Consider the following 16268-nt stretch of genomic DNA (forward strand, 5'->3'; position numbering starts at 1 on the left):
TTGCGGTAGTTACTGGCCCGCGTAGACCGTCTGGCCGGGGTGCATGGTCGGGCCGCAGTCCTTGAGCGGTCCGCCGAAACGTGCCCTCTCGACGTCCGGCAGCGTCTTCGCGGCGTAGTCCTGGGCGGCCTTCAGCTTCTCGGGGCTGGAGACGGCGTCCTTGCGCACGAAGTCACCGTTGCGCAGCCCGCCACCCGGGTAGACGAAGATCGGCTCGTAGTCGCGGTCGATCCGCGGGTCGACGGTGATGCCGTTGCCCGCGGCCCACGGGCCCCACGAGTGGATGAAGGTCGGCTTGACCTTGTCGAACACGTAGTCGCGCAGCCCCGGCATGTCGCCGTTCTTGACGAAGTCCGCGACGTCCGCCTCGACCAGCCCGGCCATGTCGACCAGGTGCAGGCGGCTGGTCATCGACGAACCGCCGAGGTCGGGCAGGAGCAGCGACGCCTGCTGCAGGCCGAGGATGTCGGCGATCGTGTTGAAGCCGCGGCCGAACCGGTCGGCGATCAGGCAGGCGGGCACTGTCGGGACCTCTTGGAACGTCTTCGAGGTCGACGCGAAGCCCATCCCGGACGGGATCGCCGCCGCCACCAGCACGAGCACCACGACGGTCCGCAGGACCGCGCGCGAACGGCGCAGCAGTTCACCGGCGGCCAGCGTTCCCGACAGGGCCGCGAGAATCCAGATCGGGGTGGCGAAACGGTGCTGCCCCATCCAGTCCGGGACCATCACGCCGTAGGCGATGATGCCCAGCGCCAGCGGCGTCATCAGCGCGATCAGGCTGCGGCGCCATTCCGCGCGGACGAGCGCGTAGCCGATGGTCAGCCCCAGCAGGATCGTCCCGGCGATGCCGGCGTAGCCGACCAGTTCGAACGGTTGCTTCAGCGCCGAAAGGCCGGGAAGCCCCTGTCCCTTCGCGATGGACGGGTTCGCCAGCAGCCTGCCGAATTCCGCGATCCGCCAGGTGAGGTACGCGCCGAACGGGATCGCGAACGCCACCACGGACACCACGATGAACTTGACGCTCTGCCCCAGCAGCGGCTTACGCAGCTGGAACAGCACGACCAGCGGGTACGCGCCGCCGTAGATCAGGCCTTCGGGGCGGGTCAGCGCGGCGAACGCGACCAGCACCCCGGACCAGATGGCGACCTTCGCGGTGAGCACGCGGTCCTTGCGGACGGCCACGAACAGCAGCACGGCGAGCCACGCGATGGCCATCCCGAACAGCGAGTTCTCCAGGCCGGAGATGGTCCAGATGACGAACGACGGGATCGCGGCGAGCGTCAGCCCGACGACCAGTGTCGCCAGCCAGGCGAAGCGCTGGAAAATCTGCTTCGCCGCGACGTGGCACGCGGCCAGCGTCCCGGCGGTGAACAGCAGGCCGAGCAGCTTCGGGAACATGACGTAGTCGGGGACACCGAACAGCGTGCCGCTGTCGAAGATCCCGACGAGCTTGCCGAGCGCCAGCAGCACCGTCCAGGTCGGGTTCGAGAACCCCTCGACCGAGGGCTGCCCCGGCTGCAAGACCGGGCCGAGGCCATCGGCGAAGCTGCGCGCGTAGGAGAAGGTGATCGCCGCGTCGTCGACGATCCAATGTCCGTAGAGCGTGGCATGCCAGGCCAGTGCCGCGACTCCGGCTAGCACCGCCAGGTAGGGCGCGATCCGGGCGGCCAGGCCACGGCGAGCCGGCGTGTCCGCCGGGTCGGGCACGTCTTTTTCGGAAGCTTCGCTGAGTGCGCTCGCCGTCATGTCCCCGTCTTTGCCTTCTAGTTCGCGTGCCGCTACCGGGAAACGCACGGCATGCGCCCCACGGCACTGTAGCCAATACCCCATGGGGTGCCGACGACGCGTCATATCCAGGCGTGATCCGCACCACACCTGCCAGGTCAGGCCAGGTGCGAGATGTCGTTCACCAGCCGGACCGAGGCGTTGCCGTCCGGGTAGAACTCGACGATCGACAGCGAGGCCAGGTCCAGGTGCAGGCGGAACAGCAGCGACGGCCCGGCGTCGAGGCCCATCCGCAGCAGCGTCTTGATCGGCGTGACATGGCTGACCAGCACGAGGGTGCGGCCGCCGAACCGCGCGATCAGTTCGTCGCGGGCCTTGCGGACACGGCGGTGCACGCCGTCGAAGCTCTCCCCGCCCGGCGGCGCGAGGGAGGTGTCGGAAAGCCAGCGGGTCTGGAAGTCGGGATCGCGCTCCATGGCCTCGGTGAAGGTGAGGCCTTCCCAATCGCCGAAGTCGGTCTCGATCAGCCCGGGGTGGGTCTCGACCCGGCCGCCGAGCGCGTCGGCGATCGCCTGCGCCGTCTGCTGGGTGCGCATCAGCGGTGAGGCGATGATCGGCGCGGCCTCGCCGTCGACGACCAGGCCCTCCATCGCGCCGAGCCGTTTCGCGGCGGCGGCCGCCTGCTGCTTGCCGTGCTCGGTGAGCGGGACGTCGCCGCGGCCCGAGTAGCGCTTCTCGACCGACATCGCCGTCTGGCCGTGCCGCACGAGGAGCAGTTTCGTCGGTGTGCCGCGAGCACCGGTCCAGCCGACGGGGCTGACCCTGTCCTGCTTCACGGTCTTCGGGGCTTCGGCCTTCGCTGTCTTCGCTGTCTTTTCGCCGCCGACGCCGGCGTCCATCGCTTCGTTCGCGAGCCTGTCCGCGTACGAGTTCTCCGCGCGCGGAATCCATTGGTAGTGCACCCGCGAAAAGCGCGCCGCCAGTTCACGGGCTTCCGCGGCCAGCGGCTGCATCGACGGGTGCTTGACCTTCCAGCGCCCGGACATCTGTTCCACCACGAGCTTCGAGTCCATCCGGACGTCCACAAGGGACGCTCCGAGCTCGGCGGCCGCGCCGAGACCGGCGATCAGGCCGGAATACTCGGCGACGTTGTTGGTCACGATCCCGACGAAGGCCTTGCGTTCGGCCAGCACCTCGCCGGTGGCCGCGTCCTTGACCACCGCGCCGTATCCGGCGGGTCCGGGGTTGCCCCGGGAACCGCCGTCGGCCTCGATGAGCACGTGGTCGGTCACAGGCCGGACTCCAGGGTGCGCACCAGGATGGCGCCGCAGTTCTCGCACTGGATGACGCTGTCCTCGGGCGCGGCCTTGATCTCGGCGATCTCGCGGCGGTCGATGTCGAGCTGGCAGGCGCCGCACCGGCGGGCCCGCAGCAGCGCGGCGCCGATGCCCTTGTGCGCGCGGACGCGTTCGTAGAGCTTCAGCAGGTCTTCCGGGAAGCGCGGCAGGAGCTTGGCGCGGTCTTCGTCGCGCCGTGCCTGGGTGGTGTCGAAGTCGACGAAGTTCTCGTCGCGGCGTCGGATCGCTTCGGCGACCTCGGTCTCCGCCTTCGCCACCTCGGCGCTGGTGCGCTGGGCGTCGAGGTCGAGCGCCTCACGGCGTTCCATCAGCTCCAGCAGGTCGTCCTCGAGCGCGGCCTGACGCCGGTTCAGGCTGTTCAGCTCGTGCTCGATGTCGGCCACCTGCTTCGCCGCCACGGAGCCGGATTCGAGCAGCTTGCGGTCACGGTCTCCGCGAGCGCGGACCGACTCGATCTCCTTCTCCTGCCGGGCGATCTCGCGGTCGAGGTCGGATGCCGCGGTCTGGACCGACACCAGCGCGTCGCGCCGCTCGCGCACCGCCTTCTCACCCGCGTCGATCTCGGCGAGCTCGGGCAGGGTGCGGCGGCGGTGGGCGGTACGCGAGAGCTCCGCGTCCACCTTCGCGAGTTCGAGCATCTGGCGCTGGACGGCGGGGTCGGCCTTCACGGTGCTCCTTGTTTCTTAGTGCTCGGTTCGGGTGGCCCGTAGCGTCCACGGGTCGGTGCACCGCGTGGAGACGTGAACGTCGACGTTACCCGCAAACGTGGCGCGGACGATGGCCGAGGCTTGCTCGCACCATGGCCATTCGCTCGCCCAATGCGTCACGCCGACCAGGGCGGGGACTTCCGTGATCTCGGCGAGGTGCTCGCCGGCCGGATGGTGCCGGAGATCCGCGGTGACATAGGCGTCGACTCCGGCTGCGGTGGCACGTTTGAGATAACTGTCGCCGGAGCCGCCGGACACCGCGACCCGGCGGATCGGGCGGTCCGGGTCGCCGGCGCCGTAGACGCCGGGTTCCGTGCGCGGCAAGGCTTTCGCGACCCGCTCGACGAAAACGGAGAACGGTTCGGGCGCCGGCAGTTCGCCGATGCGGCCGATTCCGGTGACCCCGTCCTCGCGCGGATCAAGCGGGCCGAGGACGGTCAGGCCGATGGCGTCGGCGAGCGCGTCGGAGACGCCGGGCGACGCGGAGTCGGCGTTGGTGTGCGCGCAGTAGAGCGCGACACCGGCGCGGATCAGGCGATGGACGAGGCGGCCCTTCGTGCTGTCGGCCGGTACGCCGTGCACGCCGCGCAGCAGCAGCGGGTGGTGCGCGACGATCAGCTGCGCGCCGCCGCTGATCGCCTCGTCGACGGTCTCGTCGACCGGGTCGACACAGAACAGGACCTTGTCCACGTTCTCGGCCGGGTCGCCGCAGACGAGTCCGACGGCGTCCCAGGATTCGGCGAGTTCGGGCGGGTACGCCTGCTCCAGGGCGGCGATGACTTCGGCTAGCGCGGGCACCCGGCGATTTTCGCACGGAGCGGGAGCAAGGGACCTTTGGTATCGCCGATACCTCTGACCTGCGAAAAGAGAGCAAGGGACCTTTGCTGCCGCCCCGCGGCGCAGGTCACTCCAGCGCCTTGGCGTCCTTGTTGACCGCCCAGCGACCGGCGGCACGCATCACGCGGCCCGTCCACATCATCGCCCGGTACGCCTTCGCGGTCGGGTGATCGGGGACGTCGGAATAGGCGACCTGGTAGGGCGCGACGGACGCGACCGACCGGAGGTAAAAGGGCAACGCGGCCATCGCCTCTTTGGGCGTTCTCGCCTGGACGAAGCGGTGCTCCGGGACGATCCGCGCGTCTTGGTAAGGGTGCGGATGCTGGACGGTGATGCGGTACCAGCGGAGCCCCACGGCGGGCGACTCGACGCTGGGTGTTGGTGCGCTCATACGCGACCTTCCTGCGTGTTTCTCTCCGGAAGGTCTACTCCCGCTTCGTGCCGGCACTCCAGCTTCGCGCGCCCGGAAGCCGTTCAGAGCCGGTGAGCGGTCGATCTCCCGCAACCTTCACACTGATCGGGTGGTGCACATCGTCTTCGTCTGTTCCGGCAATATCTGCCGCTCGCCGATGGCCGAGCTCGTCTTCCGCGCGAAGGTCGAGGAGGCCGGGCTCGACCATGTCGTGCAGGTGTCCAGCGCGGGCACCGGCGGCTGGCACATCGGCGAGCCCGCCGACGAACGGGCCCGCGCGAAGCTGGCGGAGCACGGGTACCCGACAGGCCACGTCGCGGCCGAGGTCGACCGCGGGCATCTCGCCGCCGACCTGCTGCTGGCCGCCGACGACAGCCACCTCTCGTTCCTCCGCCGCAAGGTGTCGGATCCGTCGAAGGTCCGCCTGCTGCGTGAGTTCGACCCGTCCGCGCCCGAAGGCGCCGAAGTCCCGGATCCGTATTACGGCGAGGACGACGGTTTCGAGGACGTCCTCGGCATGATCGAACGGGCCGTTCCCGGCCTGCTCGACTGGGTGCGCGCACACGCCTGAGGCGGACCGCTTACCGTGGTGGGGTGCGGTTGAAGTTCCTGCTGCGGCCCGGATGGCTGGCGTTGACGTTGGTGGTGTTCACCTTCGCCGTCTGCTGCTTCACCCTGCTGGCGCCGTGGCAGTTCTCCCGCGACTCCGAACGCGTGCATCAGAACGCGGCGCTGCGGGAGTCGTTCGCCGGCCAGCCGAGGTCCCTGGACCAGCTGCTCCCCGGCGGCGCCGCCCCTGATCAGCGCACCGAATGGCACCTGGTCGCGCTGAAGGGCACGTATCTTCCTGAGGGCGAGGTCGTCGCGCGTCTGCGCTCCGTACAGGGCGAAGCGGCCTTCGAGGTGCTCACCCCGTTTCGGACGGTCGAGGGCACCGTGGTGCTGGTGGACCGCGGCTACGTGCGGCTCGACGCGAAGTCGCGCGCGCTGCCCTTCGCCGCGCCGCCCGCCGGGACGGTCGACATCGTCACGCGGGCCCGTCACGACGAGCGGGACGGGAAGAACCGGGACGCCTTCGCCGACGAGTCGACAGGCGGGCGGCTGCAGAGTTACGTCGTCGATTCCCAGGTCGTGGCGAGGGCCGCGAAGCTGGACATCCGGCCGGGTTACTTCCAGCTCGACCTGAACCAGCCCGGCGTGCTGGGCGCGCTGCCGCTGCCGCAGACCGACGCGGGACCGTTCTTCTCCTACGCACTCCAGTGGATCGCTTTCGGAGCGATGGCGCTGCTCGGCTGGCTGTACTTCACCGTTCGCGAGCTGAAGCCGGGTGGCGTGCTGGCCACCGACCGGCCGCAGCGGCGCAAGAGTGTCGCGGAGATGCTGGCCGAAGACGAACGTTCCGAAGTGGCTACCTGATCTGACGTGAAACTGGCCCTTTTGTAGGTCCATTCCGCGTGCTCATACTCGATCATGCTGATTCACCCGTGGGACGCCGCCCACGACGACTCCGAATGGAAGGCCTGGCTCGCCGGACACGATTTCGGGCAGCTGATCGCCGGTGGTGCCGGCCGTGACCTGCCCGTCGTCAACCCCGCGCACTTCGTCTACGACGGCGACCGGACGGTCCTGCTGCACCTCGCCCGCCCCAATCCGGTCTGGCCGCTGCTGGAAGAGCACCCGCGAGCGCTGCTCTCGGTGACCGACGACCAGACCTACATCCGCTCGAACTGGAACACCCCGGCCGACCCGCCACACGGTGTCCCGACGTCGTACTACGCGTCCGTCCAGCTCGAATGCGACGTCCGGCTGATCGACGACGCCGCGGAGAAGGCTTCGCTGCTGGACCGGCAGCTCGCGCACTTCGAACCGTCCGGCGACCGTGTCACCGTGAGCCCCACCGAAACGCCGGACCGGCGGCTGCTCCCCGGCATCCGCGGGATCGAACTGACCGTCACCGGGGTGCGGGCGAAGTTCAAGTTCGGCGGCAACAAGGAGCCCGCCGACCGTTCGCGGATCGACGGCGAACTCGAACGGCGCGGCGGCCCGATGGACGCCCGCGCCCGGGTCCAGCTGGCCCGGCGAGAGCGATAGCAAAGGTCCCCTGCTCTCTTTCGCAGGTCAGAGCCTCAGGTGATAGCAAAGGTCCCTTGCTCCCGCCGCGATCTACTCGCGGCGGGAGCGTCGCCCGTTCTCACGGTGACTGTGTGGATTTTGGGACGTTAGATGTCCCAAAATCCACACAGTGCCTCTCCTGCGAGGAGATGCTCCAGGAAGCCACACTCACGACCCAGCACTGTCCACGAATCAATGCCGTGAAGGCCTCCTTGCCTACGCTCAAGGTAGGCAAGGAGGCCTTCACGGCATGAGAACAGCGCGCGCTTTCGCGGCCAGCGCCCAGGTCAGCGGCGCCGCCGCCACAGGCCGATGACCCCGGCCAGCAGCACCGAGCTGATCGCGCCCAGCCACCCGACCACTCGCGAAAGTTCCACGGCGCGCGTCACGTGCCCGGCGTCGGGGTTGCGGCCGATGCCGAGCACCGGCAGTTCCTCGACCCCGTGCGGGTAGACCGTCCGCCCGCCGACCCGGATCTCGAGCGCGCCGGCGAACGCGGCTTCGACGCGGCCCGCGTTCGGGCTGGGAAGCGCGGTCGTGTCCCGCCGCCAGGCCCGCCAGGCGCCGCCCGCCGAGCCGCCGACGACCGGTGCGGCGAGCACGGTCAGCCCGGCCGCGACGCGGGTGGGCACCAGGTGGACGATTTCGTCCAGCCGGGCGATGAACCAGCGGTACCGCTCGGGCCTGCCCCGGCCGAGGCTGCGCAGCAGGCTGATCGCGCGCGAGCCGAGAAGTCCGGGCACGCCGGCCAGCGCGCCCCACACCAGCGGTGCGACGACGACGTCCGAGGTGTTCTCGGCGAGGGTCTCCACCGACGCCCGCGAAAGGCCGATGACGCCGAGGCTGTCGGCGACCCGGGGGTCCAGTGTGGACAGTGTGCCGCGAGCGGTTTCGAGTTCGCCTTCTTCGAGATCGCGGGCGAGCGACGTGCCGTGCGCGGCGAGGCCGGCGGCGCCGAGCACCGCCCAGGTGGTCACCGCGGTCGTGGTCGCCTGCAGAACGGGGCTGCGTCGTCCGGCGCGTTCGGCGAGCACACCCACGAGTACGGCCGAGCCCGCGAGACCGCCGGTCCACAGCACCCCGACGGCCGGATGCTTCGCCCGGACCTTCGCGTCCAGCGTCGAGGCCGCCTGGGCGAACGCCGCCACCGGGCGCCGCGATCGGGGATTCCCGATCGCCCCGTCGGCGGCCACACCCAATACCAACCCGATCGCGCGTGCCGCGCTCACCGTCGCCCCCTGCATGCAGTCCCTCGAATGACCTGCAGAGATTACTCGAAGATCATCCGTCGAGGAGGACGGCCATCTCGTCACGCGCCTGACTGACGATGTCCCGCATCGCGCGTTCCGCCCGGTCCGGATCACCGGCGTCGACGGCCATCGCGACCTCCACGTGCAGGGCGACGGCCTCGGGCTGCGGTTCCTCGGGCATCAGCCCGTGTCCGGTGCGCCCGGCCAGCACCTCGGCGACGACCGCGGACAGCTGCCCGAACATCGGATTCCGCGACGCGGACAGCAGCAGATCGTGGAAAGCGATGTCGTGGCCGAGGAACGTTCCCAGGTCCCGGCGGTGCGCCGTCTCCTCCAGCCGCCGTGCCAGTGCCCGAAGGCGCCCGCCCTCCTCCGGCGTCGCCCGCAGCGCGGCGAAGCGGGCCGCGCTCGGTTCGATGGCGGAGCGCAACTCCGTCAGTGTGCGCAGCGCGGTCTTCCGTTCGGAGCCGTCGAGCTGCCAGCGGAGCAGCCGCGGGTCGTAGTGATTCCACTCCCCCGGCTCGCGCACGATCACCCCGACCCGGCGTTTACTGCTGGTCAGGCACATCGCTTCGAGGACGCGCACCACTTCGCGCGCCACCGTCCGGGACGCGCCGAACCGCTCCTGAAGCTCTTCCGACCGCAGCACCGAACCCGGCGGGAGTTCCCCGTTCGCGATCGCGGAGCCGAGCGCGTCGAGCACTTCGGCATGCCTGTCATTGCCCACCGGGCGACCCTAGCGCCCTGATTCGATTAAGTAGTACTTCTTCTTGCTTAAGTAGTACTTTTGAGTTGTACTCTTCCCGGCTACAACGACGTGGAGGTACGGATGACCGTCATCGTGGTGATGGGCGTATCGGGTTCGGGGAAGACGACCGTGGGCACGGAACTGGCCGCCCGGCTGGGCGTCGAATATGCGGAAGCGGACACGTTCCACCCTCCGGCGAACATCGAAAAGATGAGCTCCGGAGTCCCGCTGAACGACGAGGACCGGCAGCCGTGGCTCGAGGCCATCGCCGCCTGGATCCGGGATCATCAGGAGTCCGGCGGCGTCGTCACGTCGTCCGCGCTCAAACAGCGGTACCGCGACATCCTGCGCACCGGCGGCAAGGTGTGGTTCCTCCACCTGCACGGTGACCGCGCCTTGCTGGCCGACCGGATGAAGACCCGCTCCGGTCACTTCATGCCGGTGTCCCTTTTGGACTCCCAGCTCGCCGACCTCGAACCGCTGCGACCGGACGAATCCGGTCTCATCGCCGATATCGCGAGAAGTCCGGAAGAAATCATCGCCGCCGCCCGCACCGCCTTCGAGGATCGCTCATGACCACCACACTCGCCGCCGCCTGGACCGGAAACGACACCCGCCTCATCGGGGCGACGGTGCTCGCCATCGCGGTGATCGTCCTTCTCATCACCAAGGCCAAGCAGCACCCTTTCCTCGCCCTGATCCTGGGTTCCGGCGTGCTCGGGCTCGTCGGCGGAATGCCGGTGGACAAGCTGATCAAGAGTTTCAGCTCCGGCGTCGGCTCGACGGTCGCCTCGGTCGGCGTGCTGATCGCGCTCGGCGCGATGCTCGGCAAGCTGCTCGCCGACTCCGGCGGCGCGGACCAGATCGTCGACACCATCCTGCGCCGCGCGAGTAACCGCACGCTGCCTTGGGCGATGGCGCTGGTCGCCGCGCTGATCGGGCTGCCGATGTTCTTCGAGATCGGCCTGGTCATGCTGATCCCGGTCATCCTGCTGGTCGCCAAGCGGACCGGGAAACCGTTGCTGCTGCTGGGAATCCCCGCGCTCGCCGGACTTTCGGTGCTGCACGGCCTCGTCCCGCCGCACCCCGGCCCGCTCGCCGCCGCGGGCGCGCTGAACGCGAACGTCGGGCTCACCCTCGCCTTCGGCCTGCTCGTCGCGATCCCGACGGTGATCATCGCCGGGCCGCTGTTCGGCAAGCTGGCCGCCAAGATGGTGCCGGACGCCGTCGCGCCGGAACGGCTCGTCCCGGAGTCGTCCTCCGAGGAAGGACGCCGCCCCGGGTTCGTCGCGACGCTGTCCACCGTGCTGCTGCCGGTTGTCCTGATGATGGGCAAGGCACTCGCGGATATCCTGCTGGAAAAGGAAAATCACCTCCGCCGCGTGCTCGACTTCATCGGCGACCCGCTGGTGGCGCTGCTCGCCGCGGTCCTGCTCGGCATGGTCACCCTCGGCCGCGCCGCGGGCTTCACCCGCGACAAACTGGCGACCACCGTCGGCGATTCCCTGCCGCCGATCGCCGGGATCCTGCTCATCGTCGGCGCGGGCGGCGGATTCAAGCAGACCCTCGTCGACGCCGGGGTCGGCAACGTCATCACCGGCCTGGCCACCGGCGCGAACCTGTCGCCACTGCTGCTCGGCTGGCTGGTCGCGGTCGCGATCCGGCTCGCCACCGGCTCCGCGACGGTCGCCACCGTGTCCGCGGCCGGCATCGTGGCGCCGCTCGCGGCGACCATGGATCCCTCGCACAGCGCGCTGCTGGTGCTCGCGATCGGCGCCGGGTCGCTGTTCTTCTCCCACGTCAACGACGCCGGCTTCTGGCTGGTCAAGGAGTACTTCGGGCTTACGGTCGGGCAGACCCTGAAGAGCTGGTCGATCATGGAGACGGTCATCTCCGTCGTGGCGATCGCCCTGATCCTGCCCCTCGGCGCCCTGCTCTAGTTCCCCGTGCGCGTGAGGGCCACCCTCAGGGACTCTGAGTCCCTGAGGGTGGCCCTCACGCGCATCCAGAGGGTTGACACGTGACCTTTTGGTCACCTATTCTTCTGACGTGCCCGATGACGACCTGGTTTTCAAGGCCCTGGCAGATCCGACCCGCCGGTTCCTGCTCGACCAGCTGTTCGCGCGTGACGGCCGCACGCTGACCCAGCTCGAGTCCGAAGTGGACATGAGCCGGTTCGGCGTGATGAAGCATCTCAAACTGCTGGAAGAGGCCGGCCTTGTCGTCACGCGCAAGGAAGGCCGGGAAAAGCTGCACTTCCTCAATCCGGTACCGATCCGGCAGATCCACGACAGGTGGATCGACAAGTTCACCGAGCGCAACGTGACCGCGTTGCTCGATCTCAAAGCCCGACTGGAATCCGAGGAGCCACCGTCATGACCGACACCACGACCGCCGCCACCCAGGTCTACCGCGTCTACATCAAGGCGACCCCGGAGAAGATCTGGGACGCCATCACGAAGCCCGAGTGGACGCAGAAGTACGGCTACACCGGACTCGTCGACTACGACCTGCGGGTGGGCGGCAAGCACGCCACCCACCCAACGAAGGACTTCATCGACGCCGGGTTCACGAACGACCTGGTCGACGGCGAGGTGCTCGAGGTCGACCCGCCGCGCAAGCTGGTCATCACCTGGAAGCTGCTGATGGACCCGTCCTTCGAGAAAGAGCCCTACACCAAGCTCACCTACGAGATCGAAGAGACGAAGACCGCCGGCACCAGACTGACCGTCACGCACGACGTCACCGACGCGCCGACGACGGCCGCGCTGGTCGACGGTTCGCAGGAGGACATCAACGCCGGACCGGGCGAGAACGCCGGTGGCGGCTGGGCCTGGATCCTGTCGGACCTCAAGACGCTGCTGGAGACGGACGAGCCGCTCGCCCCCGCCGCTTCCTGAGCCGCAGGTCCGGAAGTGTCATGAAAGGGTCTTTCGGGACGAAATTTGTCCTGAAAGACCCTTTCATGACACGCGCTGCGTCTTTCACACTCGCTGGGTCGCGGCCTTGAGGGCTGCTTTGGCGGTGTCGAGCGCACCGACGGTGTCCAGACCGAACAACGCCGCGCCGACCACAGGAGCGACGTCGACGACCCGGACCACCGCGCGCGGGGCCACCTTCAGGCACCGCCGCTCGATTTCCGCGATCACCTGGGCACCGACCCCGGTCAGCACTCCCCCGCCGAGGATGACTTCAGGCGCTTCCTCGGTCAGGTCCAGTTGCCGCAGGATGACCGCGACCAGCACGGCCACCTCTTCGACGAACCGGGTGACCACGTCCTGTGCCACCTCGTCGCCGCCGGCCGCGATGGCGAACAGCAACGGGCACAGACCGTGGATCGAATCGGAGTGAATCTCCTCGAAGTGGAGGCGCTGCACCACTTCGAGCACCGACGACGCCTTGAAATGCGCGGCGACGGCGCCCTGCAGCGCGGTGCGGGGGCCCCGGCCGTCCTCGGCGCGGACGGCCCACCAGAGGGCCTCCTCGCCCAGCCGGTAGCCGCCGCCCCAGTCGCCGGAGATCTTGCCCAGCGCCGGAAATCGGTGCTCACGACCGTCCGCGCTGACACCGGCGCCGTTGATCCCGGCGCCGCACACCACCGCCACCCCGGCTCCGTCGGAACTGCCCGCCCGCAGCAGCGCGAGCGTGTCGTTGCCGACGATCAGCGTGTCACTCCAGCCGCGCGCGGCCAGCGCGGCGTGCAGGATGGCCTCCTCTTGCGGAAAGTCCAGTCCCGCGAGGTAAGCCGATGTATGTGTCGCAAAAGGACGGTCACTGGGAAGCCCCGCCCCGCGAAGGGCTTCCAGTACCAGTTCTTCCAACGCGCGGACACTGGCGTCGACGCCGATGTTCTGCGGGGACGCGCCCGGCCCCCGCGACTGCCCGAGCACCCGTCCGTCGCGGGAGACGATCAGGACGTCGGTCTTGCTGTTGCCGCCGTCGATCGCGACGACGACGTCGGATGAGCTGGCCGTCATGCTCCCGCCCACGGCAGGAACTGACGATTGACCTGCACCAGGGTGTCGGCCAGCTGGTCGGCCTTGGTGTACTGGCCGATCAGCGGGTGCGCGAGCAGCGCGTCGGCCACCCGGTCGCGGCCGCCCTTGATCGCCGCCTCCAGCGCCAGGTGCTCATACGAGGTCACCCCGGCGATGAGCCCGGCGAACCGCTGGTCCACCGGCGCCTGCGGGATCGGGCGCGGACCCTTACCGTCCACAAGGGACGGAACCTCGATGACGGCGTCGTCCGGCAGGAAGTCGAAGGTGCCTTCGTTGCGCACGTTCACGACGTGTTCCTCCGCCGGCCCACCGGAGGTGAGCGCGTGCACGAGCTGCACCGCGGCCTCGGAATAGTAGGCACCGCCCCGCTTTTCCAGCTGCTCCGGTTTGGTCACCACCTCCGGGTCGAGGTACACCTTGAGCAGTTCCTCTTCGACGTCGCTGACGACGTCCGCGCGCGGCCGCTCGGTGCGCTGCTTCGTGACCTGCTCGTCGTGCCCGTAGTAGTACTTCAGGTAGTACGACGGCACGACGTTCATCCGCCGCATCCACTCGACCGGCGCGGTGACGTGCTCGCCGAGGAATTCCGCGTGCTGCGCCAGCAGTTCCGGCAGCCGGTCCTCGCCGTTGACGAGCACCTGGCGTTCCCAGCTCAGGTGGTTGAGGCCGGTGTGCACGAGCTTGACGTCGTCGACGCCGGCGCCGAGCAGGTGCGCGAACGTCCGCTGCAGGTGGATCGCGACGTTGCACAGCCCGACCGCGCGGTGCCCCTCGTTCAGCAGCGCCCTGGTGACGATGCCGACCGGGTTGGTGAAGTTGACGATCCAGGTGTCGTCGCCGGCGACTTTCCGGACCCTGTCGGCGATGTCGAGCACCACCGGCACGGTGCGCAGTGCCTTCGCGAGGCCGCCCGCACCCGTGGTCTCCTGCCCGACACAGCCGCAGGCGTGCGGGAACGTCTCGTCCCCGCGCCGTGCACGCTGTCCGCCGACCCGCAACTGGATCAGCACCGCGGACGCGCCCTCGACACCTTCTTCGAGATTGGCGGTGGTCCGCACCCGCGCCGGATGCCCGGCGTGGTTCAGCAAGCGATTGCTGAAGTCGCCGACCGCCTCCACCCGGTAGGCGTCCGGATCGATCAGCACGATCTCATCGACGTCCAAAGTGGATCGCCGGCCGGCGATCCCGTCGATCAGCTCGGGCGTGTACGTGGACCCACCACCGACGACTGCCAGTTTCATCCCTTGACCCCTGTGAATGTGATGCCCTTGACGAAGGACTTCTGCGCGAACACGAACAGCACGATCACCGGCAGCATGATCAGCGCGGTGGCCGCCATGGTGAGGTTCCATTCCACGTGGTGCATACCGCGGAACGACGCGATCGCCAGCGAAAGCGGCCAGCTGTCCCGGGTCTCCCCGGTGTAGAGCAGCGGACCGAAATAGTCGTTCCAAGTGAAGAGGAAACAGAACATCGCGGTCGCCGCGATCCCCGGCTTCGCCATCGGGATCAGCACCTTGAGCATCGCCTGGAACTCGTTGCAGCCGTCGATCTTCGCCGCTTCCAGGTAATCCTTCGGAATGGTGAGGAAGAACTGCCGCAGCAGGAAGATCGAGAACGCGTCGAAGAAGAAGTACGGCGCGATCAACGGAATCAGCGTTCCGGTGAATCCGAGCCGCACCCACAGGTCGTACAACGGCACGACGGTGACCTGCGGGGGCAGCATCATCGCGGCGACGGTCAGCATGAAGAACAGGTTCTGCCCGCGGAACTTCAGCTTCGAAAGCGCGTACGCCGCCGGGATCGCCGAAACGAGCGCCCCCAGGGTGGCCAGCGTCGAATAGAGCATGCTGTTGCCGAAGTACTGCAGCAGCGGCGCCTTTTCGAACACCTCGATGAAGTTCTCGAAATGCCATTCCGTCGGCCAGAAGTTCGACGAAAGCGCCTGATCGCTGGACATCACCGCGGTGAGGAACACGAACAGGATGGGCAGCGTGAAGATGATCGCCATCGCGATACCCAGGCTGTGCGTCGCGATCCAGTACAGCCGCTTGTCCCATGTGCGCCGCACTCGCACCTTCGGCGGCTCGGTCACCGGTTCGCGGTGCCGCGGCTCGGAGAGCGTGGTCATGCTCCGTCCTCCTGATGCTGGGACTTACGCAGCTGCCGGACGAGAATCCAGGTGAACCCGGCCGAAACGATGAACAGCAGCACCGCCATCGCGGCCGCGTAACCCATGTTGAAGTACCGGAATCCCTGGACGTACAGCCAAACCGGATAGGTCAGCGTCGAGTTCTGTGGCGCACCGATGAATCTGGTGTTGCCCGCGACGTCGGCCGCGCCCGCGGCCGCCGAACCCGCCACGATCGCCTGCGTGAAGAACTGCAAGGAGAAGATCATCGAGTTGACGATGCTGAACAGCAGCACCGGTGAGATCGACGGCAGCGTGACGTGCCAGAACCGGCGGATCGGCCCGGCGCCGTCGAGCTGGGCGGCTTCGTACTGTTCCTGCGGCACGTCGAGCAGCGCCGCCAGGATGATGATCATCAGCTCGCCCGAACCCCACATGACCAGCAGGGTCAGCGCCGGCTTCGACATCGCCGGATCGTTGAACCACAGGCTGCCGTCGAGGCCGACGAACTCCAGGAACGCGTTGACCGGGCCGTATTCCGGGTTGAACAGGAACACGAACGCCAGGGTCGCCGCGGCGGGCGGGGCCAGCGAAGGCAGGTAGCAGAGCGTCCGTACCAGACCGACACCCGACTTGAGCCGGGAGATGATCGACGCCACGCCGAGGGCGAACACGACCCGGCACACCGTCAGCACGATCACCAGCCACAGCGTGTTGTACGCGGCGGTGCCGACCAGCTGCTCACTGGTGAACATCCGGATGTAGTTGTCGAACCCGATGAACTCGGGCGGGTTGATCAGGTCGTAGCGGGTGAACGAGTAGTACACCGTGGCGATCAGCGGGTAGCCGAAGAAGATCAGGAACCCGAGGGTCGCCGGGGCGATGAAGTAGAAGATCGTGCGACGGCGGCGCGCTGCGTTCCCCTTCCGCGTCCGGGTGGACGCGGAAGGGGAATCGACCGCCCTGGGCTCCAGGGTCGTGGTCATG

General features: G+C 68.4%; 18 protein-coding genes. 7 read left to right on the forward strand and 11 right to left on the reverse strand.

Annotated features, from left to right (window positions below; all coding sequences use genetic code 11):
* Window positions 1–9 precede the first annotated feature (9 nt).
* The 5 genes from ACLJRL_RS39210 to ACLJRL_RS39230 all read right to left on the reverse strand — a co-directional run bounded on the left by ACLJRL_RS39210 (window position 10) and on the right by ACLJRL_RS39230 (window position 5021).
* On the reverse strand, window positions 10–1749 hold the full coding sequence (locus ACLJRL_RS39210; protein WP_410661470.1) for a hypothetical protein: 1740 nt from the start codon (window positions 1747–1749) through the stop codon (window positions 10–12).
* Between the two features lie 137 nt (window positions 1750–1886).
* The gene (locus ACLJRL_RS39215; RefSeq protein ID WP_410661471.1) at window positions 1887–3020 is read right to left on the reverse strand and encodes a bifunctional RNase H/acid phosphatase; all 1134 of its coding nucleotides are present in this window, start codon (window positions 3018–3020) and stop codon (window positions 1887–1889) included.
* Complete coding sequence (locus tag ACLJRL_RS39220; protein ID WP_410661472.1) at window positions 3017–3754, reverse strand: zinc ribbon domain-containing protein; 738 nt, start codon at window positions 3752–3754, stop codon at window positions 3017–3019. The genes ACLJRL_RS39215 and ACLJRL_RS39220 overlap by 4 nt, the downstream gene beginning before the upstream one ends.
* Window positions 3755–3769: 15 nt before the next feature.
* Window positions 3770–4591 carry a Nif3-like dinuclear metal center hexameric protein gene (locus ACLJRL_RS39225; protein WP_410661473.1) on the reverse strand — a complete coding sequence of 274 codons (822 nt, stop codon included), beginning with the start codon at window positions 4589–4591 and terminating at the stop codon, window positions 3770–3772.
* A gap of 106 nt (window positions 4592–4697) precedes the next feature.
* On the reverse strand, window positions 4698–5021 hold the full coding sequence (locus tag ACLJRL_RS39230; protein ID WP_410661474.1) for a hypothetical protein: 324 nt from the start codon (window positions 5019–5021) through the stop codon (window positions 4698–4700).
* 130 nt (window positions 5022–5151) lie between these two features.
* Between ACLJRL_RS39230 and ACLJRL_RS39235 the strand changes: the two genes are divergently transcribed.
* The 3 genes from ACLJRL_RS39235 to ACLJRL_RS39245 are packed head-to-tail and all read left to right on the forward strand — an operon-like array spanning window position 5152 to window position 7133.
* The gene (locus tag ACLJRL_RS39235) at window positions 5152–5613 is read left to right on the forward strand and encodes a low molecular weight protein-tyrosine-phosphatase (RefSeq protein ID WP_410661475.1); all 462 of its coding nucleotides are present in this window, start codon (window positions 5152–5154) and stop codon (window positions 5611–5613) included.
* A 23-nt stretch (window positions 5614–5636) separates the two neighbouring features.
* Entirely contained in the window at window positions 5637–6458 is an 822-nt protein-coding gene (locus ACLJRL_RS39240) for an SURF1 family protein (protein ID WP_410661476.1), read from the forward strand.
* A 54-nt stretch (window positions 6459–6512) separates the two neighbouring features.
* Window positions 6513–7133 carry an FMN-binding negative transcriptional regulator gene (locus ACLJRL_RS39245; protein WP_410661477.1) on the forward strand — a complete coding sequence of 207 codons (621 nt, stop codon included), beginning with the start codon at window positions 6513–6515 and terminating at the stop codon, window positions 7131–7133.
* A gap of 308 nt (window positions 7134–7441) precedes the next feature.
* On the opposite strand, the gene ACLJRL_RS39250 is transcribed toward ACLJRL_RS39245, so the two are convergent.
* Window positions 7442–8383 (reverse strand): cobalamin biosynthesis protein, encoded by a 942-nt coding sequence (locus ACLJRL_RS39250; RefSeq protein ID WP_410661478.1) that lies wholly within the window; start codon window positions 8381–8383, stop codon window positions 7442–7444.
* A 52-nt stretch (window positions 8384–8435) separates the two neighbouring features.
* The gene (locus ACLJRL_RS39255; protein ID WP_410661479.1) at window positions 8436–9131 is read right to left on the reverse strand and encodes a FadR/GntR family transcriptional regulator; all 696 of its coding nucleotides are present in this window, start codon (window positions 9129–9131) and stop codon (window positions 8436–8438) included.
* Between the two features lie 102 nt (window positions 9132–9233).
* Between ACLJRL_RS39255 and ACLJRL_RS39260 the strand changes: the two genes are divergently transcribed.
* The 4 genes from ACLJRL_RS39260 to ACLJRL_RS39275 all read left to right on the forward strand — a co-directional run bounded on the left by ACLJRL_RS39260 (window position 9234) and on the right by ACLJRL_RS39275 (window position 12052).
* A complete protein-coding gene (locus ACLJRL_RS39260) occupies window positions 9234–9728 on the forward strand; it encodes a gluconokinase (RefSeq protein WP_410661480.1) in 495 nt (164 codons plus the stop codon).
* On the forward strand, window positions 9725–11092 hold the full coding sequence (locus ACLJRL_RS39265; RefSeq protein WP_410661481.1) for a gluconate:H+ symporter: 1368 nt from the start codon (window positions 9725–9727) through the stop codon (window positions 11090–11092). The genes ACLJRL_RS39260 and ACLJRL_RS39265 overlap by 4 nt, the downstream gene beginning before the upstream one ends.
* A 109-nt stretch (window positions 11093–11201) precedes the next feature.
* Entirely contained in the window at window positions 11202–11531 is a 330-nt protein-coding gene (locus ACLJRL_RS39270) for an ArsR/SmtB family transcription factor (RefSeq protein WP_410661482.1), read from the forward strand.
* Complete coding sequence (locus ACLJRL_RS39275; RefSeq protein ID WP_410661483.1) at window positions 11528–12052, forward strand: SRPBCC family protein; 525 nt, start codon at window positions 11528–11530, stop codon at window positions 12050–12052. The genes ACLJRL_RS39270 and ACLJRL_RS39275 overlap by 4 nt, the downstream gene beginning before the upstream one ends.
* An 84-nt stretch (window positions 12053–12136) precedes the next feature.
* Here the strand turns inward: ACLJRL_RS39275 and ACLJRL_RS39280 are convergent, their stop codons facing one another.
* Genes ACLJRL_RS39280 through ACLJRL_RS39295 form a run of 4 tightly spaced genes read right to left on the reverse strand, consistent with a single transcriptional unit; the run spans window position 12137 to window position 16267 of the window.
* Window positions 12137–13141, reverse strand: coding sequence for an N-acetylglucosamine kinase (locus tag ACLJRL_RS39280; protein ID WP_410661484.1), 1005 nt, complete (start codon window positions 13139–13141; stop codon window positions 12137–12139).
* Entirely contained in the window at window positions 13126–14391 is a 1266-nt protein-coding gene (locus ACLJRL_RS39285; protein ID WP_410661485.1) for a 6-phospho-beta-glucosidase, read from the reverse strand. The genes ACLJRL_RS39280 and ACLJRL_RS39285 overlap by 16 nt, the downstream gene beginning before the upstream one ends.
* Window positions 14388–15281, reverse strand: a complete 894-nt coding sequence (locus ACLJRL_RS39290; RefSeq protein ID WP_410661486.1) for a carbohydrate ABC transporter permease — start codon at window positions 15279–15281, stop codon at window positions 14388–14390. Before ACLJRL_RS39290 ends, ACLJRL_RS39285 begins: the two co-directional genes overlap by 4 nt.
* Window positions 15278–16267, reverse strand: a complete 990-nt coding sequence (locus ACLJRL_RS39295; protein ID WP_410661487.1) for a carbohydrate ABC transporter permease — start codon at window positions 16265–16267, stop codon at window positions 15278–15280. Before ACLJRL_RS39295 ends, ACLJRL_RS39290 begins: the two co-directional genes overlap by 4 nt.
* Window position 16268 lies beyond the last annotated feature (1 nt).

The sequence above is a fragment of the Amycolatopsis sp. lyj-112 genome (assembly GCF_046549055.1).
GTDB lineage: Bacteria > Actinomycetota > Actinomycetes > Mycobacteriales > Pseudonocardiaceae > Amycolatopsis.